We start from the raw sequence: 21,281 nt of genomic DNA, 5'->3' as shown, positions 1-21,281 counted from the left end.
CGGCAGTCGTTCCTGCATCCGCTCGCCATTGGCGAGCGGTACGTTTCGCGTTGGGCATGGCGATTTTTGTTTTCGGCGCATGCCTGTTGATCAGCGGACTTTGATGAGTTGAATTCGGCATGACTGAGATTTCGCTTTCCAGCGCATCTGGCGGTGCAGAGCCGCATCAGAGGCTGTCCCCCCAAGTACGGTTTTGGCTACTGGCGTCGATCACGCTTTCATTTCTCGCAGGTTCCAGCGTGCCGACACCGATCTATCCGATTTATCAAAGCACTTGGCATTTTTCAGCGGTCATCATCACGATCATTTTCAGTGTCTATGCGCTCTCGGTTCTAGCGGCGTTGCTAGTATTCGGCAGAGTGTCGGATTACATCGGTCGCCGACCTGTCTTGCTTGTGACGACGATCATGCAAGTTGTGGCCATGTATTGGTTAGGAACCGCCTCGGGGCTGTGGGACTTGATCGCCGGACGGGTGCTTCAGGGACTTTCCACAGGCGCCGCCGTGTCAGCTGTCGGCGCCGGGCTGATTCAGCTTCACGCACAGCGTGGCGCCATCGCAAATGCAATCGCGCCTGTGAGCGGCAGCGCTATTGGCGCGCTTTTGGGAAGTCTGATGGTGCAATTCATTCCTTTCCCCACCCATACGGTATTTGCCTTCCTTGCCGTGGTACTGACGATTCAGTTCATTGGGCTGGTGTTACTGAGAGACACTCAACCCGTCCGACCCGGAGCGTTGCGTTCGCTGATTCCTCAATTCGGCGTGCCTCCTCAAGTACGCTCTGCAATGCTGATTGCGGCATCAGTCTTTATTGCCGGGTGGGCAGTCGCCGGCTTCTACGCCTCACTGGGGCCTGCGCTGATCAAGCATGTTTTTGAAGTCTCTTCGTCCTCGATAGGCGGCTTGGCACTGGCGACGTTTTCAGGCAGCGGGGTGGCAGCGATTCTTGTATTGCGCTCGCGTTCTGCGCGCACGTTTGCCTGGGTTGGAAGCCTGGCACTCATGCTCGGGATGATGACTGTACTCGTCTCATTGCAATTGAAATCGTTCGTGTTTTTCTTCTACGGCATTGGTATGGCTGGGATTGGGTTCGGAGCGGGGTTTCAAGGCGGTATCCGTATGGTCGTTGCTGCCGCACGCCCTGCTGAACTGGCGGGTGTGCTGTCTGTTTCGTTCCTGTGCTGCTACCTGGGCATGGGCGTTCCCGCGATTGCAGCGGGATATGAGGTGGCTAAAGGTGCCGACATCATGTTTACCGCGCAGATGTTCGGTGCGGTAATCGTAGTGCTGGCCGCTTTAGCAACGTTTGGACTTATCTGGACACGAACCGTTAAAGATTGAGTGATGCAGTGGTCAACTCATTCCGGACACAGTTTTGAGTTTCTTCAGCTTTCGCCGGAGCCAGCCCATCGTTGAATTGATGCAGGCGGATCCAGTTGTAATAGGTCATCAAATTCTGGCTGATGTCCCGCTGTGCTTGCTGCCCGATCAGGTAGCCTGTGGCCGGTTTCCACTCCGATTTCAAGCTGCGGAAGACTCGTTCCATTCGCGCATTGACGCTCCTATGTCAACCAGCGCCTCGACTCGCTCAAGTCGGCCAGAATCAGTGGATACACGCCTCGGATGATGTAGCGCTTCAGACCTCTTTGTATTTTCTTTGCACGATAGCCCCTCGGCCGCTCCGCTGCGGCCTTTTTGTATGCCTGCGACCCTGGCTGTTCGGTGACTAACGCCAGCTCACGCATCAGGCTGCGCACCTTGAACCGCGTTCGCTCACCTTCTTTCATCATTGCCTTGATGCTTCTGCGTCCCCTCCCGGCCAGCCCCTGTATTTACTGAATCCCATGCGTCAATTTTTTACTTCGTAGGATCATATCCCCCGCCTGTGACAGGCTTATTCCACTGTCACCGACTTCGCAAGGTTCCGCGGCTGGTCGACATCCGTCCCTTTGAGCACAGCAACGTAATACGACAGCAGTTGCAGCGGGATGGTGTACAGGACTGGCGCCAGGGCGTCGACGATGTGTGGCATGGCGACGACATGGGTCCCCTCACCGTTAACAAGGCCTGCTTGCTCATCGGCGAAGACAATCAGCTCACCGCCGCGTGCGCGGACTTCCTGCAGGTTGGACTTCAGCTTTTCCAGCAATTCGTTGTTCGGTGCGACTGTCACGACGGGCATGTCGCTGTCGACCAACGCCAACGGACCGTGTTTGAGTTCGCCTGCGGGATAGGCTTCGGCGTGGATGTAGGAGATCTCTTTGAGTTTCAGCGCGCCCTCCATGGCCACGGGGAATTGCGCACCCCGGCCAAGGAACAGGGTGTGGTTTTTCTCGGCGAACAGTTCCGCGATCTTTTCCACGGTGCTGTCCATGGCCAACGCTTCGCCAAGGCGGGTGGGCAGGCGACGCAGCTCTTCGACCAACTCGGCTTCAACACCGGGTTCAAGCGTGCCTTTGACTTGGCCCAACGACAAGGTCAGCAACATCAGAGCGACCAGTTGAGTCGTGAAGGCTTTGGTCGACGCAACCCCAATTTCCGGCCCCGCCTGGGTCAGCAGGGTCAGGTCCGATTCACGCACCAGCGAGCTGATGCCGACGTTGCAGATCGCTAGGCTGGCGAGGAATCCCAGCTCCTTGGCGTTGCGCAATGCCGCCAGCGTGTCCGCCGTTTCGCCGGATTGTGAGATCGAAACGAACAGGGTGTCGGGCTGAACCACGACCTTGCGGTAGCGGAACTCGCTGGCCACTTCGACCTGGCATGGAATACCCGCCAGGCCCTCCAGCCAGTAACGGGCAACCATACCGGCATGGTAGCTGGTGCCGCAGGCGACGATCTGAACGTTGCGCACTTGGGCGAACAGCTCCGCCGCTTGGGGGCCGAACGCTTGTGTCATGACCTGCTCGTGGCCCAGGCGGCCTTCGAGGGTGCGCTGAACGACCTTGGGCTGCTCATGGATTTCTTTGAGCATGAAGTGGCGGAACTCGCCTTTGTCAGCGGCTTCCGCACCTTCGCGGTATTGCACGACCTCGCGCTCGATCGGCAATCCGGCGGCGGTCCAGATCTGCACGCTGTCGCGGCGGATTTCAGCGATGTCGCCTTCTTCCAGGTACATGAAACGGTCAGTGACTTGGCGCAATGCCAACTGATCGGATGCCAGGAAGTTTTCGCCCAGCCCCAGGCCGACAACGAGCGGGCTACCGCTGCGGGCGGCGACCAGCCGATCCGGCTGCTTGGCGCTGATCACGGCCAGACCGTATGCACCGTGCAATTCCTTGACGGTGGCTTTCAATGCGGCGGTCAGATCAGCCGTGTCTTGGAGCTTGTGGTGAAGAAGGTGGACGATGACTTCAGTGTCAGTGTCCGAAGTGAAGAGATAGCCAAGGTCCTTGAGGCGATTACGCAGTGGCTCGTGGTTTTCGATGATGCCGTTGTGGACGACGGCCAGTTCCCCACCCGAAAAGTGTGGGTGCGCGTTGTGTTCCAGCGGCGCACCGTGGGTGGCCCAGCGGGTATGGGCAATACCTAGACGGCCCACCAGAGGCTCGCCTGCGAGCGATTGCTCCAGTTCATTGACCTTGCCGACGCGACGACGGCGCTCCAGCACCCCGGCGTTGCTGAACAGCGCGACACCGGCGCTGTCGTACCCGCGGTACTCCAGGCGCTTGAGGCCTTCCAGCAAAATGGCAGTGACATTACGTTCAGCGACAGCGCCGACAATTCCACACATAGTCTTCTCCTAGGAAACAGCGGCGCAGATCACTGTCACGCCGCGGGCCTGAATCTGGTCGCGTGCCGATTGCGGCAGGCGATCATCGGTAATGAGGGTATGGACGCTGCTCCATGGCAGCTCCAGGTTGGGAATTTTTCGGCCGACTTTGTCTGCCTCGACCATCACAATGACTTCGCGGGCAACTTCCGCCATGACGCGGCTCAGGCCCAGCAGCTCATTGAAGGTCGTAGTGCCTCGCTGCAAATCGATGCCATCGGCTCCGATGAAAAGCTGGTCGAAGTCGTAGGAGCGCAAGACCTGCTCGGCCACCTGGCCTTGAAAAGACTCTGAATGAGGGTCCCAGGTCCCGCCGGTCATCAGCAGCACAGGCTCATGTTCCAACTCACCGAGGGCATTCGCGACGTGGAGGGAATTGGTCATGACCACCAAGCCCGGTTGTAGACCGAGTTCAGGAATCATCGCGGCAGTGGTGCTGCCACTGTCGATGATGATGCGTGCATGTTCGCGAATCCGCTTCACGGCTGCGCGGGCGATCGCCCGTTTATAGGGCGAAATGGGCTGGCCGGGTTCACCGATCAGTTCCTGAGGCATTGGCACCGCGCCACCGTAGCGACGCAGCAGAAGACCGTTGCTTTCCAGCGCCGCTAGGTCCTTACGAATCGTAACTTCGGAGGTTTCGAAACGTTTGGCCAAGGCCTCAACGCTGACCTCGCCCTGGTCATTGAGCAGGGCGAGGATGTTGTGACGACGCTGGGGGGTATTGCGTTTCGACATGATCGCTTTAAGTTTCGTTTCGAAAGATAACGAAGCGAATGTAAGCGCATCGAAACGCTTCCGTCAAGGAGTGAGGCACTGAACATGCGGAAGCCGACGACAAATGGCTTGGTCCACGCTGCTCTTCCATGCCGAACAACCTGTGGATAATTTACTTCTTGATCTTCACTGGGCGTTTCCAGCCATCGATATTGCGTTGACGCGCGCGAGCCACAGCAAGCTGCTCAGCCGCGACGTTCTGAGTGATCGTCGAACCGGCTGCAGTGCTGGCGCCGTCCAAGATATCCACAGGTGCTACCAGTGAGTTGTTGGAGCCGATGAACACGTCCTTGCCCAACACCGTTTTGTGCTTATTGGCGCCATCGTAGTTGCAGGTAATCGTGCCCGCCCCGATGTTGGTCCGTGCGCCGATCACAGCATCCCCCAAGTACGTCAAGTGACCCGCTTTGGCGCCCTCGCCCATTTCGGCGTTTTTCAATTCAACAAAGTTACCCACATGTGCATGTGCTCCGAGCACACTGCCAGGCCGCAAGCGCGCGAAGGGCCCCGCGTCAGCGGATTCGCCAACGATCGCGCCTTCCAGGTGGCTGCTGGCCTTGATGATCGCGCCCTTGCGCAAAGTACTGTCTTTGATCACACAGTGAGGGCCGATGGAGACGCCGTCTTCAATGACCACGCGCCCTTCAAGAATCACGTTGACGTCTATTGTGACGTCGCGGCCCACAATCACTTCCCCCCGGACGTCAAACCGGGCCGGGTCACGTAACGTTACGCCCTGAGCCATCAGCCGATGTGCTGTGCGCAACTGATAGTGCCGCTCCAACTCCGAAAGTTGCTTGCGGTCGTTTGCACCCTGCACTTCCATCGCGTCCAGCGGCTGGGCGGTTGCAACCGTCAACCCATCGTTGACGGCCATGGCAATGACGTCAGTAAGGTAATACTCGCCTTGAGCATTGTTGTTCGACAGACGCCCAAGCCACTCCGCCAGGCGCTTGCCCGGGACGGCCAAAATGCCGGTATTGCCTTCCTTGATGGCTTTCTGCGCGTCGGTCGCGTCTTTATGTTCGACGATCGCGCTGACACGGTGTTCGGCATCTCGCACGATTCGGCCGTAGCCCGTTGGATCGTCCAGATTGACGGTCAGGAGGCCCAATTGCTGATCGTTGACCAACGTCAGTAAACGCTCGAGCGTTTCTACTTCGATCAAGGGGACGTCGCCGTAAAGAATCAGCACGGTGTCTGCGCTCAGCATGGGAACTGCTTGAGCGACGGCATGGCCAGTGCCCAGCTGTTTGTCCTGAAGAACGAAATTCAGGTCATCCGCTGCCAGTTGTTGGCGGACCCGTTCGGCACCATGGCCAATCACCACTTGAATGCTTTGCGGAGAAAGTTGCCGAGCGCTGTGGATAACATGTCCGAGCATGGAATTGCCGGCGACCGGGTGCAAAACCTTTGGCAGGGCCGAACGCATACGAGTGCCCTGACCTGCAGCAAGAATGACGATATCGAGAGACATGAAGGGATTCCAAGCGGGCACAGCGTGTGCTGAGCGGTGATTCGGGAGACGCGAAAAAAGAAAAAGGGTAGCCGAGGCTACCCTTTTACTCAATTGCACATGAACGCCGTGGCCTTAGCCGCCGAACTTCTTGCGAATTTGCTGAACGGTGCGCAGCTGAGCTGCGGCTTCCGCCAGACGTGCTGCGGCAGATCCATAATCGAAATCTGCGCCTTTTTCATTCAGGGCGCGCTCAGCCGCCTTAACGGCTTCCTGAGCGGAGGCTTCGTCCAGGTCGCTAGCACGTTGCACGGTATCGGCAAGCACTTTGACCATGTTCGGTTGAACCTCAAGGAAACCACCGGAGATGTAGAACACCTCGGTTTCTCCACCCTGCTTGGTCAGCGTGATCGGACCCGGATTCAAGCCGGTGATCAGCGGTGCGTGGCCCGGAGCGATACCCAGATCGCCCAGGCTACCGTGCGCAATCACCATCTCGACCAGACCGGAGAAAATTTCCCCTTCCGCGCTGACGATATCGCAATGGACTGTCATAGCCATTTGCCTGCCTCAACCTGATGAGCGCCCGTTTCCGGGCGCCATGATTACAGTTTCTTGGCTTTCTCGATCGCTTCTTCGATGCCGCCAACCATGTAGAACGCTTGTTCTGGCAGGTGGTCGTAGTCACCGTTGAGGATGCCTTTGAAGCCAGCAATGGTGTCTTTCAGGGAAACGTATTTACCCGAAGCACCGGTGAAGACTTCAGCCACGAAGAACGGCTGCGACAGGAAGCGCTGAATCTTACGAGCACGGGCAACCAGTTGCTTGTCGGTCTCGGACAATTCGTCCATACCCAGGATCGCGATGATGTCTTTCAGCTCTTTGTAACGCTGCAGCACGTACTGAACGCCACGAGCAGTTTCGTAGTGTTCGGTGCCGATCACGTTCGGGTCCAACTGACGCGACGTGGAGTCCAGAGGATCGACCGCCGGGTAGATACCCAGGGAAGCGATGTCACGGGACAGAACGACGGTGGCGTCCAAGTGGGCGAAGGTGGTCGCTGGCGACGGGTCGGTCAAGTCGTCCGCAGGCACGTAAACGGCCTGGATGGAAGTGATCGAACCTTGCTTGGTCGAAGTGATGCGCTCTTGCAGCACGCCCATCTCTTCCGCCAGAGTCGGTTGGTAACCTACTGCCGAAGGCATACGGCCCAGCAGCGCGGATACTTCAGTACCGGCCAGGGTGTAACGATAAATGTTGTCAACGAACAACAGAACGTCGTTACCTTCGTCACGGAACTTCTCGGCCATGGTCAGGCCGGTCAGAGCTACGCGCAGACGGTTTCCCGGCGGCTCGTTCATCTGGCCGTATACCAGGGCAACCTTGTCCAGAACGTTGGAATCCTTCATCTCGTGGTAGAAGTCGTTACCCTCACGAGTACGCTCACCTACACCGGCGAACACGGAATAACCGCTGTGCTCGATGGCGATGTTACGGATCAGTTCCATCATGTTTACGGTCTTGCCGACACCGGCGCCACCGAACAGACCGACTTTACCGCCTTTGGCGAACGGGCAGACCAGGTCGATAACCTTGATGCCGGTTTCCAGCAGGTCATTCCCACCCGCCTGTTCGGCGAACGAAGGCGCAGCGCGGTGAATGCCCCAACGCTCTTCGGCCTCGATCGGACCGGCTTCGTCGATCGGATTGCCCAGGACATCCATGATGCGACCCAGGGTGCCCTTGCCGACTGGCACGGAGATGGCTGCCTGGGTGTCGACGACGTCCAGACCACGTTTCAGGCCTTCGGTCGAACCCATCGCAATGGTACGAACCACGCCGTCACCCAACTGCTGCTGGACTTCCAGAGTGGTTTCCGCGCCTTGCACTTTCAGCGCGTTGTAGATGCTCGGTACGCTGTCGCGTGGAAATTCCACGTCGATCACGGCGCCGATGATTTGAACGATACGTCCGCTACTCATTAGCTGGATCCTCTGAATATTTGAACCGTTAAACCGCGGCAGCGCCGCCGACGATTTCCGAGATCTCTTGGGTGATCGCTGCCTGACGCGCCTTGTTGTAGATCAGCTGCAAATCGCTGATCAGGTCACCGGCGTTGTCGGTGGCGTTCTTCATTGCGATCATCCGCGCCGCTTGTTCAGCAGCGTTGTTCTCGACCACCGCCTGGTAGACCTGCGACTCCACGTAACGCACCATCAAGCCGTCCAGCAGCTCTTTGGCGTCGGGTTCGTACAGGTAATCCCAGTGGTGCTTGAGTTCTTGATCCGGGGTCGCGACCAACGGAACCAGTTGCTCGACCGTGGGCTGCTGAGTCATGGTGTTGATGAACTTGTTGGATACCACGGAAAGGCGGTCAATACGGCCCTCCAGGTAGGCATCCAGCATCACCTTGACGCTGCCGATCAGATCATTGATCGACGGCTCTTCGCCCAAGTGGCTGATCGCAGCGACGACGTTACCGCCGAAGTTGCGGAAAAACGCCGCACCTTTGCTGCCGATCACACACAGGTCGATCTCGACACCGTTGTCACGGTTCTTAGCCATGTCCTTGACCAAGGCCTTGAACAGGTTGGTATTCAAGCCACCGCACAGACCACGGTCACTGCTCACCACGATATAACCGGCGCGCTTCACGGCGCGATCGATCATGAACGGGTGACGGTATTCCGGGTTAGCGTTGGCAAGATGACCAATCACCTGGCGGATGCGCTCCGCGTAAGGGCGGCTAGCAGCCATGCGCATTTGAGCTTTGCGCATTTTGCTGACCGCCACTTTTTCCATGGCGCTGGTGATCTTTTGCGTGCTTTTGATGCTCGCAATCTTGCTGCGAATCTCTTTTGCGCCTGCCATGTAACACCTATCAGGTTAGCAAGCGGGAGCCTCGCGGCTCCCACTGCGGCTTACCAGGTTTGGGTGGCCTTGAACTTCTCGATACCGGCTTTCAGGCCAGAATCGATTTCGTCGTTGAAGTCACCCTTCACGTTGATCTTGGCCATCAAATCGGCGTGATCGCGGTTGAAGTAAGCAATCAGCGCTTGTTCGAAGCTACCGACCTTGGCGATTTCAACGTCAGTCAGGAACCCACGCTCAGCGGCATACAGCGACAGCGACATGTCGGCGATCGACATTGGCGCATATTGCTTCTGCTTCATCAGCTCGGTAACGCGCTGACCATGTTCAAGCTGCTTACGGGTCGCTTCGTCCAGATCAGAAGCGAACTGGGCGAATGCTGCCAGTTCACGGTACTGAGCCAGCGCGGTACGGATACCACCGGACAGCTTCTTGATGATCTTGGTCTGAGCGGCACCACCCACACGGGATACCGAAACACCGGCGTTAACTGCCGGACGGATGCCGGAGTTGAACATGGCCGATTCCAGGAAGATCTGACCGTCGGTGATGGAGATCACGTTGGTCGGAACGAACGCGGAAACGTCACCCGCCTGGGTTTCGATGATCGGCAGTGCGGTCAAGGAACCGGTCTTGCCGGTCACTGCGCCGTTGGTGAACTTCTCGACGTACTCTTCCGAAACGCGGGATGCGCGCTCCAGCAGACGGGAGTGGAGATAGAACACGTCACCTGGGTACGCTTCACGTCCTGGTGGACGACGCAGCAGCAGGGAGATCTGACGATAAGCCACAGCTTGTTTGGACAGATCGTCATAGACGATCAGCGCATCTTCACCGCGGTCACGGAAGAACTCGCCCATGGTGCAACCGGCATAAGGAGCCAGGAATTGCAGCGCAGGGGATTCGGAAGCACTGGCAGCCACGATGATGGTGTTCGCCAGAGCGCCGTTTTCTTCCAGCTTGCGCACCACGTTGGCAATGGTCGATTGCTTCTGACCCACTGCGACGTAGACGCAGAAAATGCCGCTGTCTTTCTGATTGATGATCGCGTCGATTGCCAGAGCGGTTTTACCGATCTGACGGTCGCCAATGATCAGCTCGCGCTGGCCACGGCCGACAGGGATCATGGCATCGACAGCCTTGTAGCCGGTTTGCACAGGCTGGTCTACCGACTTACGCCAAATAACGCCCGGAGCAACTTTCTCGACCGCATCGGTCTCGGTGTTGTTCAGAGGGCCCTTGCCGTCAACCGGGTTACCGAGCGCGTCGACGACGCGACCCAGCAGTTCCTTACCAACCGGAACTTCAAGGATACGGCCGGTGCACTTGGCACTCATGCCTTCAGCCAAGGAGGTGTAAGCGCCCAGTACCACCGCACCCACGGAGTCTTGCTCCAGGTTCAGTGCCATACCGTAGACGCCGCCCGGGAACTCGATCATTTCGCCGTACATCGCATCGGCCAGACCGTGAATCCGCACGATACCGTCAGACACGCTGACAACGGTGCCTTCGTTACGGGCTTGGGAGGCCACATCGAGTTTCTCGATGCGGCCCTTGATGATTTCACTAATTTCGGAAGGATTGAGTTGCTGCATTGCTCTGCTGCCCCTTCAAACTCAAGATTTCAATGCTTCGGCTAGTTGCGCGAGTTTGCCGCGAACTGAGCCATCGATAACCAGGTCGCCGGCGCGGATGGTGACACCGCCTATAAGGGCAGCATCCTCCGCAGCGTGCAGGCGCACTTCCCGGCCGAGCCGTGCACTGAGAACCTTGGCGAGTTTGTCTTGCTGTTCTTGGTTCAATGCAAAAGCACTGGTGACATCCACATCGACCGATTTTTCCTGCTCAGCCTTGTACAGCTCGAACAGGTCAGCGATCTCCGGCAGAAGCTGGAGACGGTCGTTTTCGGCAACGACGTGGATGAAATTCTGTGCCTGGGCATCGAACTTGTCGCCGCACACTTCAATAAAAGTGGCGGCCTTGTTTGCGCTCGTCAGTCGCGGGGCCTTGAGCAGGCGCTGCATCGTCTCGTCTTGAGACACTGCAGCAGCCAGGCCGAGCATGGCTGACCAATTGGCCAGTTGCTGGTGGGCCTGGGCATGCTCGAAGGCTGCCTTAGCGTAAGGTCGGGCCAACGTGGTCAGTTCTGCCATGATCGCCCTCGCTTAAATTTCTGCAGCCAGTTTATCAACCAGCTCCGCGTGCGCGTTTTGATCGATTGTGGCACCCAGGATCTTCTCGGCACCGTTGACAGCCAAGCTACCCAACTGGGCGCGCAGCGCGTCTTTAACGCCGTTCAGTTCCTGCTCGATCTCGGCCTGAGCCTGAGCCTTGATGCGGTCAGCATCGACACGAGCCTGTTCACGGGCTTCGTCGACAATCTGAGTACCGCGCTTCTTGGCCTGCTCAATGATCTCGGCTGCCTGAGCTTTCGCATCGCGAAGTTGCTGGGCCGCTTTATCTTGGGCCAGCTCCAGGTCGCGAGCTGCTCGGGTGGCAGCGTCCAGTCCATCCGCGATCTTCTTCTGACGTTCGTGCAAAGCCGCGATGACCGGAGGCCACACGAACTTCATGCAGAACAGCACAAAAATGAAGAACGCAACGGACTGGCCAATCAGGGTTGCATTAATGTTCACGCCAACACCTCGCTCGTTCGTTGTCCATCACACCAATCAACTCGAAAATTCGAGCGATTAGCCAGCGAGTTGACCAACGAAGGGATTCGCAAAAGTGAAGAACAGAGCGATACCAACACCGATCATGGTCACGGCGTCGAGCAGACCAGCGACGATGAACATTTTAACTTGCAGCATTGGAACCATTTCTGGTTGACGCGCAGCGCCTTCCAGGAATTTACCGCCCAGCAGGCCGAAACCGATTGCAGTACCCAGAGCGCCCAGGCCGATCAGCAGTGCAACAGCGATAGCAGTTAGACCAACTACAGTTTCCATCTTTCCTCCCGACTTTTACGTCGTATTGGTTAGGTTTTCTTAGATTAAAGCGGTAAAACAAAATCGTTTTTACATCAGCCCTTGCGGGCGGCCCCCCACCGCAATGAGGGGCTCATCAGACTCGCTGAGCGCGTCTTAATGGTTATCTTCGTGAGCCATCGACAGATAGACGATGGTCAGCATCATGAAGATGAACGCTTGCAGGGTGATGATCAGGATGTGGAAGACCGCCCACGCCCATTGCAGAACCACGCCCAGTCCGCTCAGCCAGAGCAACCCGCTGCCGAACATGACTGCAATCAGGATGAACACCAATTCACCGGCGTACATGTTGCCGAACAGTCGCAGCGCCAGGGAAATTGGCTTGGCGACCAGCGTCACGAATTCAAGCAGGAAGTTCACAGGAACCAACAGCGCCTGGACCAGCACGTTCTTGCTGCTGAACGGATGCAGGGTCAATTCACCGATGAAACCGCCAATGCCCTTGATCTTGATGCTGTAGAAGATGATCAGCGCAAAAACAGACAGGGCCATGCCCAGCGTAGCGTTCGGATCGGTAGTCGATACGGCACGGAACGGGATGTGATGGTCACCGGAAATCATGATGGCCAGTTGCGGGATCCAGTCGACCGGAATCAGGTCGACGGCGTTCATCAGGAACACCCAGGCGAAGATCGTCAGCGCCAGCGGAGCAATCACGGCGCTGCGGCCATGGAAGCTGTCTTTAACACTGCCGTCGACAAATTCGACCAACACTTCGACGAAGTTCTGCAAGGCGCCCGGCTGACCCGAGGTCGCCTTTTTCGCGGCCATGCGGAAAAACAGAACGAAGATCAGGCCCAAGGCAACCGACCAGCCGAGCGTGTCGAGGTGGAAAGCCCAAAAGCCCATTTCTTTTGCTTCTGCTGCGGAATGAGCGAAGCCCCAAGTGCCGTCAGGCAAATGACCGAAGGTCAAGTTCTGCAAGTGGTGCTGGATATAGCCCGAAGCTGTTTGCTCTGCCATGGTTGCCTCAAACGCCCTAAGGTCTCAAAAGTCTTGTTCTCATTAGCAGGGGTGCGAACCAGCTGACCAACTGGGTCAGCATGAATACGCCGAAAACCGCCAGTGGTACCAGCGGCTTTACGCCTGCAAAGGTCAGTGCGAACAGCACTGCCGTAAAAATCAGTTTGCCCGCCTCGCCGGCATAGAACGACCGAACGATGGCTTGCGCTGCCCTGGCCCCGGAAAACCGGAACGCCTTATGGGCGAAGTACAAATTGGGCAGCCACGCTATCAGGCCTCCGCAAAGCCCTGAGTATCCAGCTACGACTCCATGCCACTGCCAAAGCGTCACCGCCGCCAGTAGCAGGACAATCAGCTGAGCCAGCAAGACCGGGAAAACAGCCAGGCGATGAAACGGCAGGCGGTTTGGCGTGCGTGTCTCCATCACATGGGCTCCTCGTATGCCAGCCGCCAAAATCAATAACTTGGCATAATTTGTGCCGACAAAATGCGCGCAGAGTATAGGGGCGGTTCAGCCCCTATTCAACTGCCGGGTCGTGATTTCCGACTACACGCTACGCACGATGTGTTTCAGCGGATGTGAGCGAGGACGCCTTGCAGCTCGTCCAGTGAGTTGTAACGAATCACCAGTTGGCCTTTTCCCTTCTGGCCGTGGCGAATCTGCACCGCAGAGCCCAGCCGCTCGGCCAGACGCTGTTCGAGGCGGGCGATATCCGGATCGGCTTTCACAGGCGCCGCGGCCTCCTGTTTACCACTCAACCATTGACGCACCAGCGCCTCAGTTTGGCGCACAGTGAGGCCGCGTGCGACAACGTGTCGCGCCCCATCGACCTGGCGCTCTTCCGGCAAACCCAACAGCGCGCGGGCATGGCCCATTTCAAGATCACCGTGAGAGAGCATCGTCTTGATCGCTTCAGGTAACGCAATCAGACGGAGCAGATTCGCCACACTCACACGTGACTTACCCACAGCCTCTGCCACTTGCAGTTGGGTCAGTTGAAATTCACTCTGTAGCCGCTGCAGCGCAATGGCTTCTTCGATGGGGTTGAGGTCTTCACGCTGAATGTTTTCGATCAGCGCCATGGCAATGGCTGCTTCGTCCGGCACATCGCGGACCATGGCAGGGATGGTGTCGACGCCGGCCTGCTGGCTGGCGCGCCAGCGGCGCTCCCCGGCGATGATCTCGTATCGATTTTCGCCAATCGGACGCACCACGATGGGCTGCATCACACCTTGAGCTCTGATCGAGTTGGCGAGTTCTTCAAGTGCCTGTGGGTCCATGTCCCGACGCGGCTGGTATTTGCCACGCTGTATAAGATCCAGCGGCAAATTCTGCAGATCGCGTTTGTCAGCCTTGACTGCCTGTTCCTCCAGCGTGCTGACGGTGGGACTGCTCAGAAGTGCGTCCAGCCCACGTCCGAGTCCTCGTTTCTTGACGGCCATGACGTTTCCTTAGGTGGGCTGGGCAACAGCGCGGGAAGTCCGGCGCTGACGACGAACCATTTCGCCAGCCAGTGCCAGGTAAGCCAGCGCGCCGCGCGAAGTCTTGTCGTAGGCCAATGCAGGCATGCCGAAACTCGGCGCCTCCGCGAGACGAATGTTCCGCGGGATGACCGTGTCATAAAGCTGATCGCCGAAATGTTCCTTCAGCTGTGCCGATACGTCGTTGATCAGGCTCAGACGCGGGTCATACATCGTGCGCAGAAGTCCTTCGATCTTCAGGGCCGGATTCAGCAGTTCGCCTATACGCTTGATGTTATCCACAAGGTCGCTCAATCCCTCGAGCGCAAAGTACTCACACTGCATGGGAATGATGACACCGTCGGCAGCGACCAACGCATTGAGGGTCAGCATCGACAGCGAGGGCGGGCAATCGATCAGGATGTAGTCATAGTTCTCGCGGATCGGCGCCAGTGCAGTTCGCAGCCGCGACTCTTTCATCTGCATTTCCAGCAGCACGACCTCGGCGGCAGTCAGATCCCGGTTGGCCGGCAACAACTGATAACCACCGTGTTCGGAAAAGTGCATGGCCTGGTTCAGGTCGCACTCGCCGATTAGCAGATCGTAGACGGAATGCTCCAAGGCGTGCTTATCCACACCGCTGCCCATGGTGGCGTTGCCTTGTGGATCGAGATCGATCAACAGCACCCGTCGCTTGGTGGCCACCAGCGACGCCGCCAAGTTGATGCAGGTGGTGGTTTTGCCCACCCCTCCTTTTTGGTTCGCTATCGCGAATACCTTAGCCATTCTTGCGTGTGTTCCCTGTCATGCCGTGCGGCGCAGTATCAGCAGATGCCGTTGGCCTTGGCAACCCGGTACGGCCAAGGCTTGCGCGCTTTCCAGATGAAAATCAGTCGGCAATGCTACCAGTTCGTCCGCTGGATGCAGACCTTTCATTGCCAGCCAGCGCGTTTTGACGTCGCCCATGTGACGCGTCCATTGCGTGAAATCTTCCAAGCTGCTGAACGCGCGGGAAACGATGCCGGTGAAAGGCAACTCCGGCTGGAAGGCCTCCGCTCGGCTGTGGATAACCGTGAGATTGACCAGCTGCAACTCAAGTTTCACCTGAGTCAGAAAGCGGGTTTTCTTACCGTTGCTGTCCAGCAAGGTCACGTCCATGTCTGGAAACATGATGGCCAGCGGGATGCCAGGCATCCCGCCGCCACTGCCGACGTCCAACTGCCGTTCACCTTGGATGAACGGGACCAAGCTCAGGCTGTCGAGCAGGTGGCGAGACACCATTTCATCCGGATCACGCACTGCGGTCAGGTTGTAGGCCTTGTTCCATTTGATGAGCAGTGCCAGATAGCCCAATAGACGTGAGTGTTGAACCTCGGTCAATTCGACGCCTAGCTCACGTGCACCAAGGGTCAGTTCTTCTGCATGCTGCGGGGTGACCAACGAATTCAAGCGCTTTGCTCCAATTGACGGCCCGCGCCGCGTTTTTTCAGGTGAATCATGAGCAGTGAGATTGCCGCCGGGGTAACGCCAGGAATGCGTGAAGCTTGGCCAAGCGTCTCAGGCCGGGTTGTCCCCAATTTGCTCTGGATCTCTTTCGACAGGCCCGAAATGCCCGAGTAGTCGATATCCACAGGCAGCTTGATGTCTTCGCTAGCCCGCAGCCGAGCGATTTCGTCCTGTTGGCGGTCGATGTAACCGGCGTATTTGGTTTTGATCTCCACCTGCTCGGCAACTTGAGGATCCACCACCTGTTCGCCGGTCAGCGCGACGAGGCTGGCGTAGTCGATTTCAGGCCGGCTCAGCAGGTTGAGCAAATTGTATTCGTGGGTCAGCGGCGTACCGAAATGAGCGGATACAGCATCGCCTTGCTCTGTACCGGGACGAATCCACGTCGTCTTGAGGCGCTGCTCCTCCTGTTCGATGCCTTCGCGTTTTGTGCAGAAAGCGGCCCAGCGGGCATCGTCGACCAGCCCAAGCTCCCGGCCTTTTTCCGTCAGCCGCAAGTCCGCGTTGTCCTCGCGCAGGATAAGCCGGTATTCCGCCCGAGAAGTGAACATGCGGTACGGCTCCTGAGTACCGAGCGTGATCAGATCATCCACCAACACACCTATGTACGCTTCGTCACGGCGCGGGCACCAGCTCTCCTTGCCTTGAGCGCGCAGCGCCGCGTTGGTGCCCGCGAGCAACCCTTGGGCCCCAGCCTCTTCGTAACCAGTGGTACCGTTGATTTGGCCGGCAAAAAACAGCCCACCAATGACCTTGGTTTCCAAACTGTATTTCAGGTCACGCGGATCGAAGTAATCGTACTCGATCGCATAGCCTGGGCGGACGATGTGTGCGTTTTCCATGCCGCGAATCGATCGGACGATCTGCAATTGCACGTCGAAGGGCAACGAAGTGGAAATGCCGTTCGGGTAGAGCTCGTGCGTCGTCAGCCCTTCTGGCTCGATGAATACCTGATGGCTTTCCTTGTCCGCGAAGCGGTGGATCTTATCTTCGATCGACGGGCAATAACGCGGGCCGACGCCCTCGATTTCACCAGCAGCCGAGTACATCGGCGAACGATCGAGGTTCTTTGCAATGATTTCGTGGGTACGCGCGTTCGTGTGCGTGATCCAGCAACTGACCTGCCGAGGGTGTTGCTGCTTGTTGCCAAGGAATGACATCACAGGGATCGGTAAATCGCCTGGCTGCTCGGTCATCACCGAAAAATCGACAGAACGTCCGTCGATGCGGGGCGGAGTTCCAGTTTTCAACCGCCCAACACGCAGCGGCAACTCGCGCAGACGCCGCGCCAGCGCGATGGAAGGCGGATCCCCCGCGCGCCCCCCCGAATAGTTCTGCAACCCGATGTGGATAAGTCCACCGAGGAACGTGCCCGTGGTCAACACCACCGAATCCGCCATGAAACGCAGACCCATCTGGGTCACTACGCCTCGTACCTGATCCTGCTCAACGATCAGATCGTCGCAGGACTGCTGAAATATCCACAGGTTTGGCTGGTTCTCAATGATCTCGCGGATCGCGGCCTTATACAGAATCCGGTCTGCTTGCGCACGGGTAGCCCTTACGGCTGGGCCTTTGCGACTGTTGAGTACACGAAACTGGATGCCGCCAAGATCGGTTGCCACCGCCATCGCTCCACCGAGCGCATCAATCTCTTTGACAAGATGACTTTTACCGATGCCGCCAATGGCGGGGTTGCAGCTCATTTGCCCGAGGGTTTCCACGTTGTGCGTCAGGAGCAGGGTTTTCACACCCATGCGAGCTGACGCAAGTGCTGCCTCGGTACCGGCATGACCGCCGCCGATGACGATCACTTCAAAACGGGAAGGGAAATCCACCACGCACCTCGTGCCTGTTAAATGGGGGGAATTGGAAATTGGCGGCAAGTATAGGGACTTCAACCTGTTGAAAGAAACCTTTTGCGCAAAATTTAACCAGCTGTGGACCGATGGGAATAAAAAAATAAGAAAGAAGAGAAATTTATAAAAGCTCTGTTTTTATGTTTATGTTTATACCAGCTGCTTTCTGTGGATAGATTCATGTATCCCTTGTAAAACGGGGTGTACAGAGAAACTGAACCCTGTGCCTAGGTGGATCGGAGCGCTCTGGATAACGACGTTAAGCCTGTGAATAAAATCACCCGTTATCCACAGAGGCACTTGTGCTCATCTTTCAGACGCACTTATCTACGGAGCTGACAGGAGGTTATGCACAGACCTTATCCCGGTCAGGGGCAGTCCTTTCTTGAGATGCAAGCGTGCGGAAGCGACCGGCGGTGCTGTCGCACGGCCGGAGATCCAAGAGGTGTGAGGTATTAGGGAAGATGGCCCCGGTAGGGGCCAAGAAGGGGAATTGAACTACTTACCGATGCAGAAGCTGGAGAAAATTCGGCCCAGTAAGTCGTCGGAACTGAACGCTCCTGTAATTTCTCCCAGGTTCTGCTGGGCTAGACGCAGGTCCTCTGCCAGAAGCTCACCGGCTCCCGCCATCGTCAATTGAGCGTGGCCATGTTCAAGAAAGGCATCGGCCCTATGCAATGATTCCAAATGGCGTCGCCGTGCGCTGAAGCTGCTTTCAGCGGTCTGTTGATAACCCATGCAGGCCTTAAGGTGTTCACGCAACAGTTCAAGGCCTTTTCCGCCGGATTTCGCACTCAAGCTGACGATTGCATGACCATCCTCACCCTGCTTAAGGGTAATAGGATCGCCGCTTAGGTCAGCTTTGTTGCGAATGAGTGTGACATGGGCAGGATTGGGACGCTGTTGAAGAAATTCTGGCCACAGTGCGAAAGGGTCGCTCGCCTCGGGGGCCGTGGCATCTACAACCAGCAGAATTCGGTCAGCGTCGTTAATGGCTTTCAGTGCTCGCTCCACGCCAATTCGTTCCACCTGGTCCTGCGTATCGCGCAGCCCTGCCGTGTCCACGATATGCAGCGGCATGCCGTCTATGTGGATATGTTCGCGCAGAATGTCGCGGGTGGTGCCGGCGATTTCGGTAACGATCGCTGCCTCGCGCCCCGCGAGAGCGTTCAGCAGGCTGGATTTGCCTGCATTGGGCCTTCCCGCAATGACGACGGTCATACCGTCGCGCAGCAGTGCGCCTTGATTGGCTTCGCGCAGAACTGTGGATAATTCTTCGCGCACTTCATTCAGCTTGTTCAGCACATGCCCGTCAGCAAGGAAATCAATTTCTTCTTCGGGGAAATCGATGGCTGCTTCAACGTAGATCCGCAGCCCGATCAACTTCTCGGTAAGGCTATGGACGCGTTGGGAGAAGGCACCTTGCAACGAGCGCAGGGCATTTCGAGCTGCCTGTGCAGAACTGGCCTCGATCAGATCAGCGATCGCTTCAGCCTGTGCCAGATCGAGTTTGTCATTCAAGAATGCACGTTCGCTGAATTCGCCAGGCCTGGCCAGGCGACTGCCGAGTTGTACACAGCGTTGTAGCAGCATGTCCAATACGACCGGGCCGCCATGGCCCTGAAGCTCCAGCACATCTTCACCAGTGAATGAGTTCGGCCCCGGGAAGTACAATGCAATTCCCTCGTCGATGACAGAGGTGTCGGCATCGTGGAAAGCTCCGTAATGGGCGTGACGAGGCTGCAGACTCCTGCCCGTGACGGCGGTTGCGATATGGCTCGCCAACGGACCGGAAATACGCACGATACCGACGCCTCCGCGGCCCTGAGCAGTGGCGATGGCAACGATGGTTTCACGAGGGACGCTCATGTCCGCCTCCTGGATAAAACTGACGGATAGCAAAACGCCCCACAGAGGGGGCGCTTCGCACTACTTATTCACAGGGTAGATCAAGCCGCCGCTTTGTTGGCTTTGGCCTCGATGCTCCGTGTGATGTACCACTGCTGAGCGATCGACAGGGTGTTGTTCACCACCCAGTACAGCACCAGACCCGCAGGGAACCACAGGAAGAAGAAGGTGAAGATGATCGGCATCAGCTTCATGACCTTCGCCTGCATAGGATCGGGCGGAGCGGGGTTGAGACGCTGCTGAATGAACATCGTAGCGCCCATGATGATTGGCAGAATGAAGAAAGGATCCTTGATCGACAGGTCAGTTATCCACAGCAGCCAAGGTGCTTGACGCATTTCAACGCTTTCCAGCAGCACCCAGTACAACGAGAGGAAGACCGGCATTTGGACTAGGATCGGCAGGCAACCACCCAGGGGGTTGATCTTCTCCTTCTTGTACAACTCCATCATCGCTTGCGAGAGCTTCTGACGATCATCGCCATGCTGCTCTTTTAGCGCCGCAAGGCGTGGTGCAACAGCGCGCATGCGTGCCATGGACTTGTAACTGGCGGCCGACAGCGGGAAGAACAGCGCTTTGATGAGCATGGTCAGGAAAATGATCGACCAGCCCCAGTTACCCACAATGCTGTGGATATGTTGCAACAACCAGAAGATTGGCTGCGCGATGAACCAGAGGATGCCGTAGTCCACAGTCAATTCCAGACCTGGAGACAGCTCTTTCAGAACGGCCTGACTCTTCGGACCGGCGTACAGCGTCGCGGTGGTCTCGGCTTTGGCACCTGGAGCGACGGTCAGCCCTGGGCCGGTGAAGCCGATGATGTAGTTGCCCACACTGTCTTTACGGGTAGTGACAGTATTGCTATCTGTCTTGCTCGGGATCCAGGCGGTCACGAAATAGTGCTGCAGCCAGGCTACCCAACCACCTTGAACGGTTTCTTTGAGCGAGCCTTTGTCGATGTCCTTCATCGATACCTTTTTGTAAGGTTCCGAAGGTGTCCACATGGCCGCGCCCAGATAAGTGGCGGTACCGGTTGCGGTGGTCGACGAAGGGTCAGCGCTCGCATCGCGTTTCAATTGGGCAAACAGATTGCCATTCCAGGTTTGCCCACTCTGGTTGTCGATCAGATACGTGACAGTCAGGTCGTACAGGCCGCGCTTGAATGTGAAGCGCTTGATGTAGTTGACGCCTGCATCGGAGTATTTCAGGTCGACGACCAAATCATTCTGGCCTTCAGCCAGTTGGTAATTTTTCTGAGCGCTGATGTAAACAGGACGTCCACCGGCGCGGGCGTCTGGCCCGTTCATACCTGTCAGGCCGCTTTGCGCAAGAAAGGTACGCTCACCGCCGTTATCGAACAGTTGGAACGGGATCTCTGGATGGTCCTGCCGACGTGGATAGAGAGGCAGCCTCAGCTGGACCACATCGCCACCCACTGGGTCAATCGCCAAGTTCAATACGTCAGTTTTGACCTGAATGAGGTCTTTGCTGACGGCCACCGGTGTTTCGGCAGGGGCTGTCACTTCTCCGGTCGCACTGGGCACGTCCGCATTTGCGGCTGTACCTTGTGGTGTGTCGGGCAGCGCGGCGGTATTGGTGCTGGCGGCAACATTCTGAGTCGGCAGGGCAGCCTGACCATAGTCCTGGTTCCATTTCAGGACACCGACGTAGGTCACGATTGCCAGGGCGACGATCAGGATTGTGCGTTTGATATCCATG

19 protein-coding genes and 2 pseudogenes are annotated in these 21,281 nt (G+C 57.3%); 1 reads left to right on the top strand and 20 read right to left on the bottom strand.

From position 1 onward, the window contains the following. The first annotated feature begins 119 nt into the window (after positions 1-119). Entirely contained in the window at positions 120-1,340 is a 1,221-nt protein-coding gene (locus DBP26_RS03065) for an MFS transporter (protein ID WP_108236314.1), read from the top strand. On the opposite strand, the pseudogene DBP26_RS03060 reads toward DBP26_RS03065, so the two are convergent. The 20 genes and pseudogenes from DBP26_RS03060 to yidC all read right to left on the bottom strand — a co-directional run. Then, positions 1,330-1,554, bottom strand: a pseudogene (locus DBP26_RS03060) (hypothetical protein); the annotation flags it as partial. The gene DBP26_RS03065 and the pseudogene DBP26_RS03060 sit on opposite strands and share 11 nt — an antisense overlap. A 118-nt stretch (positions 1,555-1,672) precedes the next feature. Continuing rightward, positions 1,673-1,810: pseudogene (locus DBP26_RS27190) on the bottom strand (IS3 family transposase); the annotation flags it as partial. An 83-nt stretch (positions 1,811-1,893) separates the two neighbouring features. Then, positions 1,894-3,729, bottom strand: a complete 1,836-nt coding sequence (gene glmS / locus DBP26_RS03050) for a glutamine--fructose-6-phosphate transaminase (isomerizing) (protein WP_108236316.1) — start codon at positions 3,727-3,729, stop codon at positions 1,894-1,896. Between the two features lie 9 nt (positions 3,730-3,738). After that, positions 3,739-4,509 carry a DeoR family transcriptional regulator gene (locus DBP26_RS03045; RefSeq protein WP_177411001.1) on the bottom strand — a complete coding sequence of 257 codons (771 nt, stop codon included), beginning with the start codon at positions 4,507-4,509 and terminating at the stop codon, positions 3,739-3,741. Positions 4,510-4,657: 148 nt separating this feature from the next. Beyond that, positions 4,658-6,022, bottom strand: a complete 1,365-nt coding sequence (glmU, locus tag DBP26_RS03040; RefSeq protein WP_108236318.1) for a bifunctional UDP-N-acetylglucosamine diphosphorylase/glucosamine-1-phosphate N-acetyltransferase GlmU — start codon at positions 6,020-6,022, stop codon at positions 4,658-4,660. Positions 6,023-6,136: 114 nt separating this feature from the next. Next, on the bottom strand, positions 6,137-6,562 hold the full coding sequence (locus DBP26_RS03035; RefSeq protein ID WP_108236319.1) for a F0F1 ATP synthase subunit epsilon: 426 nt from the start codon (positions 6,560-6,562) through the stop codon (positions 6,137-6,139). Positions 6,563-6,606: 44 nt separating this feature from the next. Then, positions 6,607-7,983 (bottom strand): F0F1 ATP synthase subunit beta, encoded by a 1,377-nt coding sequence (gene atpD, locus DBP26_RS03030; protein ID WP_108236320.1) that lies wholly within the window; start codon positions 7,981-7,983, stop codon positions 6,607-6,609. Between the two features lie 28 nt (positions 7,984-8,011). After that, entirely contained in the window at positions 8,012-8,872 is an 861-nt protein-coding gene (gene atpG / locus DBP26_RS03025) for a F0F1 ATP synthase subunit gamma (protein ID WP_108236321.1), read from the bottom strand. Between the two features lie 50 nt (positions 8,873-8,922). Beyond that, positions 8,923-10,467 carry a F0F1 ATP synthase subunit alpha gene (gene atpA, locus DBP26_RS03020; RefSeq protein WP_108236322.1) on the bottom strand — a complete coding sequence of 515 codons (1,545 nt, stop codon included), beginning with the start codon at positions 10,465-10,467 and terminating at the stop codon, positions 8,923-8,925. 21 nt (positions 10,468-10,488) lie between these two features. Then, positions 10,489-11,025 carry a F0F1 ATP synthase subunit delta gene (locus tag DBP26_RS03015; RefSeq protein WP_108236323.1) on the bottom strand — a complete coding sequence of 179 codons (537 nt, stop codon included), beginning with the start codon at positions 11,023-11,025 and terminating at the stop codon, positions 10,489-10,491. Between the two features lie 12 nt (positions 11,026-11,037). Further along, positions 11,038-11,508, bottom strand: coding sequence for a F0F1 ATP synthase subunit B (locus DBP26_RS03010; RefSeq protein ID WP_108236324.1), 471 nt, complete (start codon positions 11,506-11,508; stop codon positions 11,038-11,040). 57 nt (positions 11,509-11,565) lie between these two features. Then, positions 11,566-11,823: a F0F1 ATP synthase subunit C gene (atpE, locus tag DBP26_RS03005; RefSeq protein WP_002555987.1), complete on the bottom strand. Its 258-nt coding sequence runs from the start codon at positions 11,821-11,823 to the stop codon at positions 11,566-11,568. Between the two features lie 135 nt (positions 11,824-11,958). Then, complete coding sequence (atpB, locus tag DBP26_RS03000; RefSeq protein ID WP_108236325.1) at positions 11,959-12,828, bottom strand: F0F1 ATP synthase subunit A; 870 nt, start codon at positions 12,826-12,828, stop codon at positions 11,959-11,961. Between the two features lie 16 nt (positions 12,829-12,844). Further along, on the bottom strand, positions 12,845-13,252 hold the full coding sequence (locus DBP26_RS02995) for a F0F1 ATP synthase subunit I (RefSeq protein WP_108236326.1): 408 nt from the start codon (positions 13,250-13,252) through the stop codon (positions 12,845-12,847). A 146-nt stretch (positions 13,253-13,398) separates the two neighbouring features. Continuing rightward, positions 13,399-14,271, bottom strand: coding sequence for a ParB/RepB/Spo0J family partition protein (locus DBP26_RS02990; RefSeq protein ID WP_108236327.1), 873 nt, complete (start codon positions 14,269-14,271; stop codon positions 13,399-13,401). A gap of 9 nt (positions 14,272-14,280) precedes the next feature. Further along, positions 14,281-15,075 (bottom strand): ParA family protein, encoded by a 795-nt coding sequence (locus tag DBP26_RS02985; RefSeq protein ID WP_108236328.1) that lies wholly within the window; start codon positions 15,073-15,075, stop codon positions 14,281-14,283. 18 nt (positions 15,076-15,093) lie between these two features. Next, a complete protein-coding gene (gene rsmG, locus DBP26_RS02980) occupies positions 15,094-15,738 on the bottom strand; it encodes a 16S rRNA (guanine(527)-N(7))-methyltransferase RsmG (protein ID WP_108236329.1) in 645 nt (214 codons plus the stop codon). Further along, complete coding sequence (gene mnmG / locus DBP26_RS02975; protein WP_108236330.1) at positions 15,735-17,633, bottom strand: tRNA uridine-5-carboxymethylaminomethyl(34) synthesis enzyme MnmG; 1,899 nt, start codon at positions 17,631-17,633, stop codon at positions 15,735-15,737. Before mnmG ends, rsmG begins: the two co-directional genes overlap by 4 nt. 519 nt (positions 17,634-18,152) lie before the next feature. After that, positions 18,153-19,523 (bottom strand): tRNA uridine-5-carboxymethylaminomethyl(34) synthesis GTPase MnmE, encoded by a 1,371-nt coding sequence (mnmE, locus tag DBP26_RS02970; protein ID WP_108236331.1) that lies wholly within the window; start codon positions 19,521-19,523, stop codon positions 18,153-18,155. 80 nt (positions 19,524-19,603) lie between these two features. Next, positions 19,604-21,280 (bottom strand): membrane protein insertase YidC, encoded by a 1,677-nt coding sequence (yidC, locus tag DBP26_RS02965; protein ID WP_108236332.1) that lies wholly within the window; start codon positions 21,278-21,280, stop codon positions 19,604-19,606. Position 21,281 lies beyond the last annotated feature (1 nt).

Source organism: Pseudomonas sp. RIT409 (genome assembly GCF_003052515.2).
In the GTDB taxonomy this organism is placed as follows: domain Bacteria; phylum Pseudomonadota; class Gammaproteobacteria; order Pseudomonadales; family Pseudomonadaceae; genus Aquipseudomonas.
The sequence above is the reverse complement of the archived record's forward strand: the minus strand, read 5'-3'. Positions and strand labels throughout refer to the sequence as shown.

What these genes read in the sequence shown, in the direction of transcription:
- atpE (WP_002555987.1), bottom strand. Translation starts at nt 11,823, where the DNA reads ATGGAAACTGTAGTTGGTCTAACTGCTATCGCTGTTGCACTGCTGATC.
- atpB (WP_108236325.1), bottom strand. Translation starts at nt 12,828, where the DNA reads ATGGCAGAGCAAACAGCTTCGGGCTATATCCAGCACCACTTGCAGAAC.
- DBP26_RS03035 (WP_108236319.1), bottom strand. Translation starts at nt 6,562, where the DNA reads ATGGCTATGACAGTCCATTGCGATATCGTCAGCGCGGAAGGGGAAATT.
- DBP26_RS02985 (WP_108236328.1), bottom strand. Translation starts at nt 15,075, where the DNA reads ATGGCTAAGGTATTCGCGATAGCGAACCAAAAAGGAGGGGTGGGCAAA.
- DBP26_RS03015 (WP_108236323.1), bottom strand. Translation starts at nt 11,025, where the DNA reads ATGGCAGAACTGACCACGTTGGCCCGACCTTACGCTAAGGCAGCCTTC.
- DBP26_RS02990 (WP_108236327.1), bottom strand. Translation starts at nt 14,271, where the DNA reads ATGGCCGTCAAGAAACGAGGACTCGGACGTGGGCTGGACGCACTTCTG.
- atpA (WP_108236322.1), bottom strand. Translation starts at nt 10,467, where the DNA reads ATGCAGCAACTCAATCCTTCCGAAATTAGTGAAATCATCAAGGGCCGC.
- glmS (WP_108236316.1), bottom strand. Translation starts at nt 3,729, where the DNA reads ATGTGTGGAATTGTCGGCGCTGTCGCTGAACGTAATGTCACTGCCATT.
- yidC (WP_108236332.1), bottom strand. Translation starts at nt 21,280, where the DNA reads ATGGATATCAAACGCACAATCCTGATCGTCGCCCTGGCAATCGTGACC.
- mnmE (WP_108236331.1), bottom strand. Translation starts at nt 19,523, where the DNA reads ATGAGCGTCCCTCGTGAAACCATCGTTGCCATCGCCACTGCTCAGGGC.
- atpG (WP_108236321.1), bottom strand. Translation starts at nt 8,872, where the DNA reads ATGGCAGGCGCAAAAGAGATTCGCAGCAAGATTGCGAGCATCAAAAGC.
- atpD (WP_108236320.1), bottom strand. Translation starts at nt 7,983, where the DNA reads ATGAGTAGCGGACGTATCGTTCAAATCATCGGCGCCGTGATCGACGTG.
- glmU (WP_108236318.1), bottom strand. Translation starts at nt 6,022, where the DNA reads ATGTCTCTCGATATCGTCATTCTTGCTGCAGGTCAGGGCACTCGTATG.
- DBP26_RS02995 (WP_108236326.1), bottom strand. Translation starts at nt 13,252, where the DNA reads ATGGAGACACGCACGCCAAACCGCCTGCCGTTTCATCGCCTGGCTGTT.
- DBP26_RS03065 (WP_108236314.1), top strand. Translation starts at nt 120, where the DNA reads ATGACTGAGATTTCGCTTTCCAGCGCATCTGGCGGTGCAGAGCCGCAT.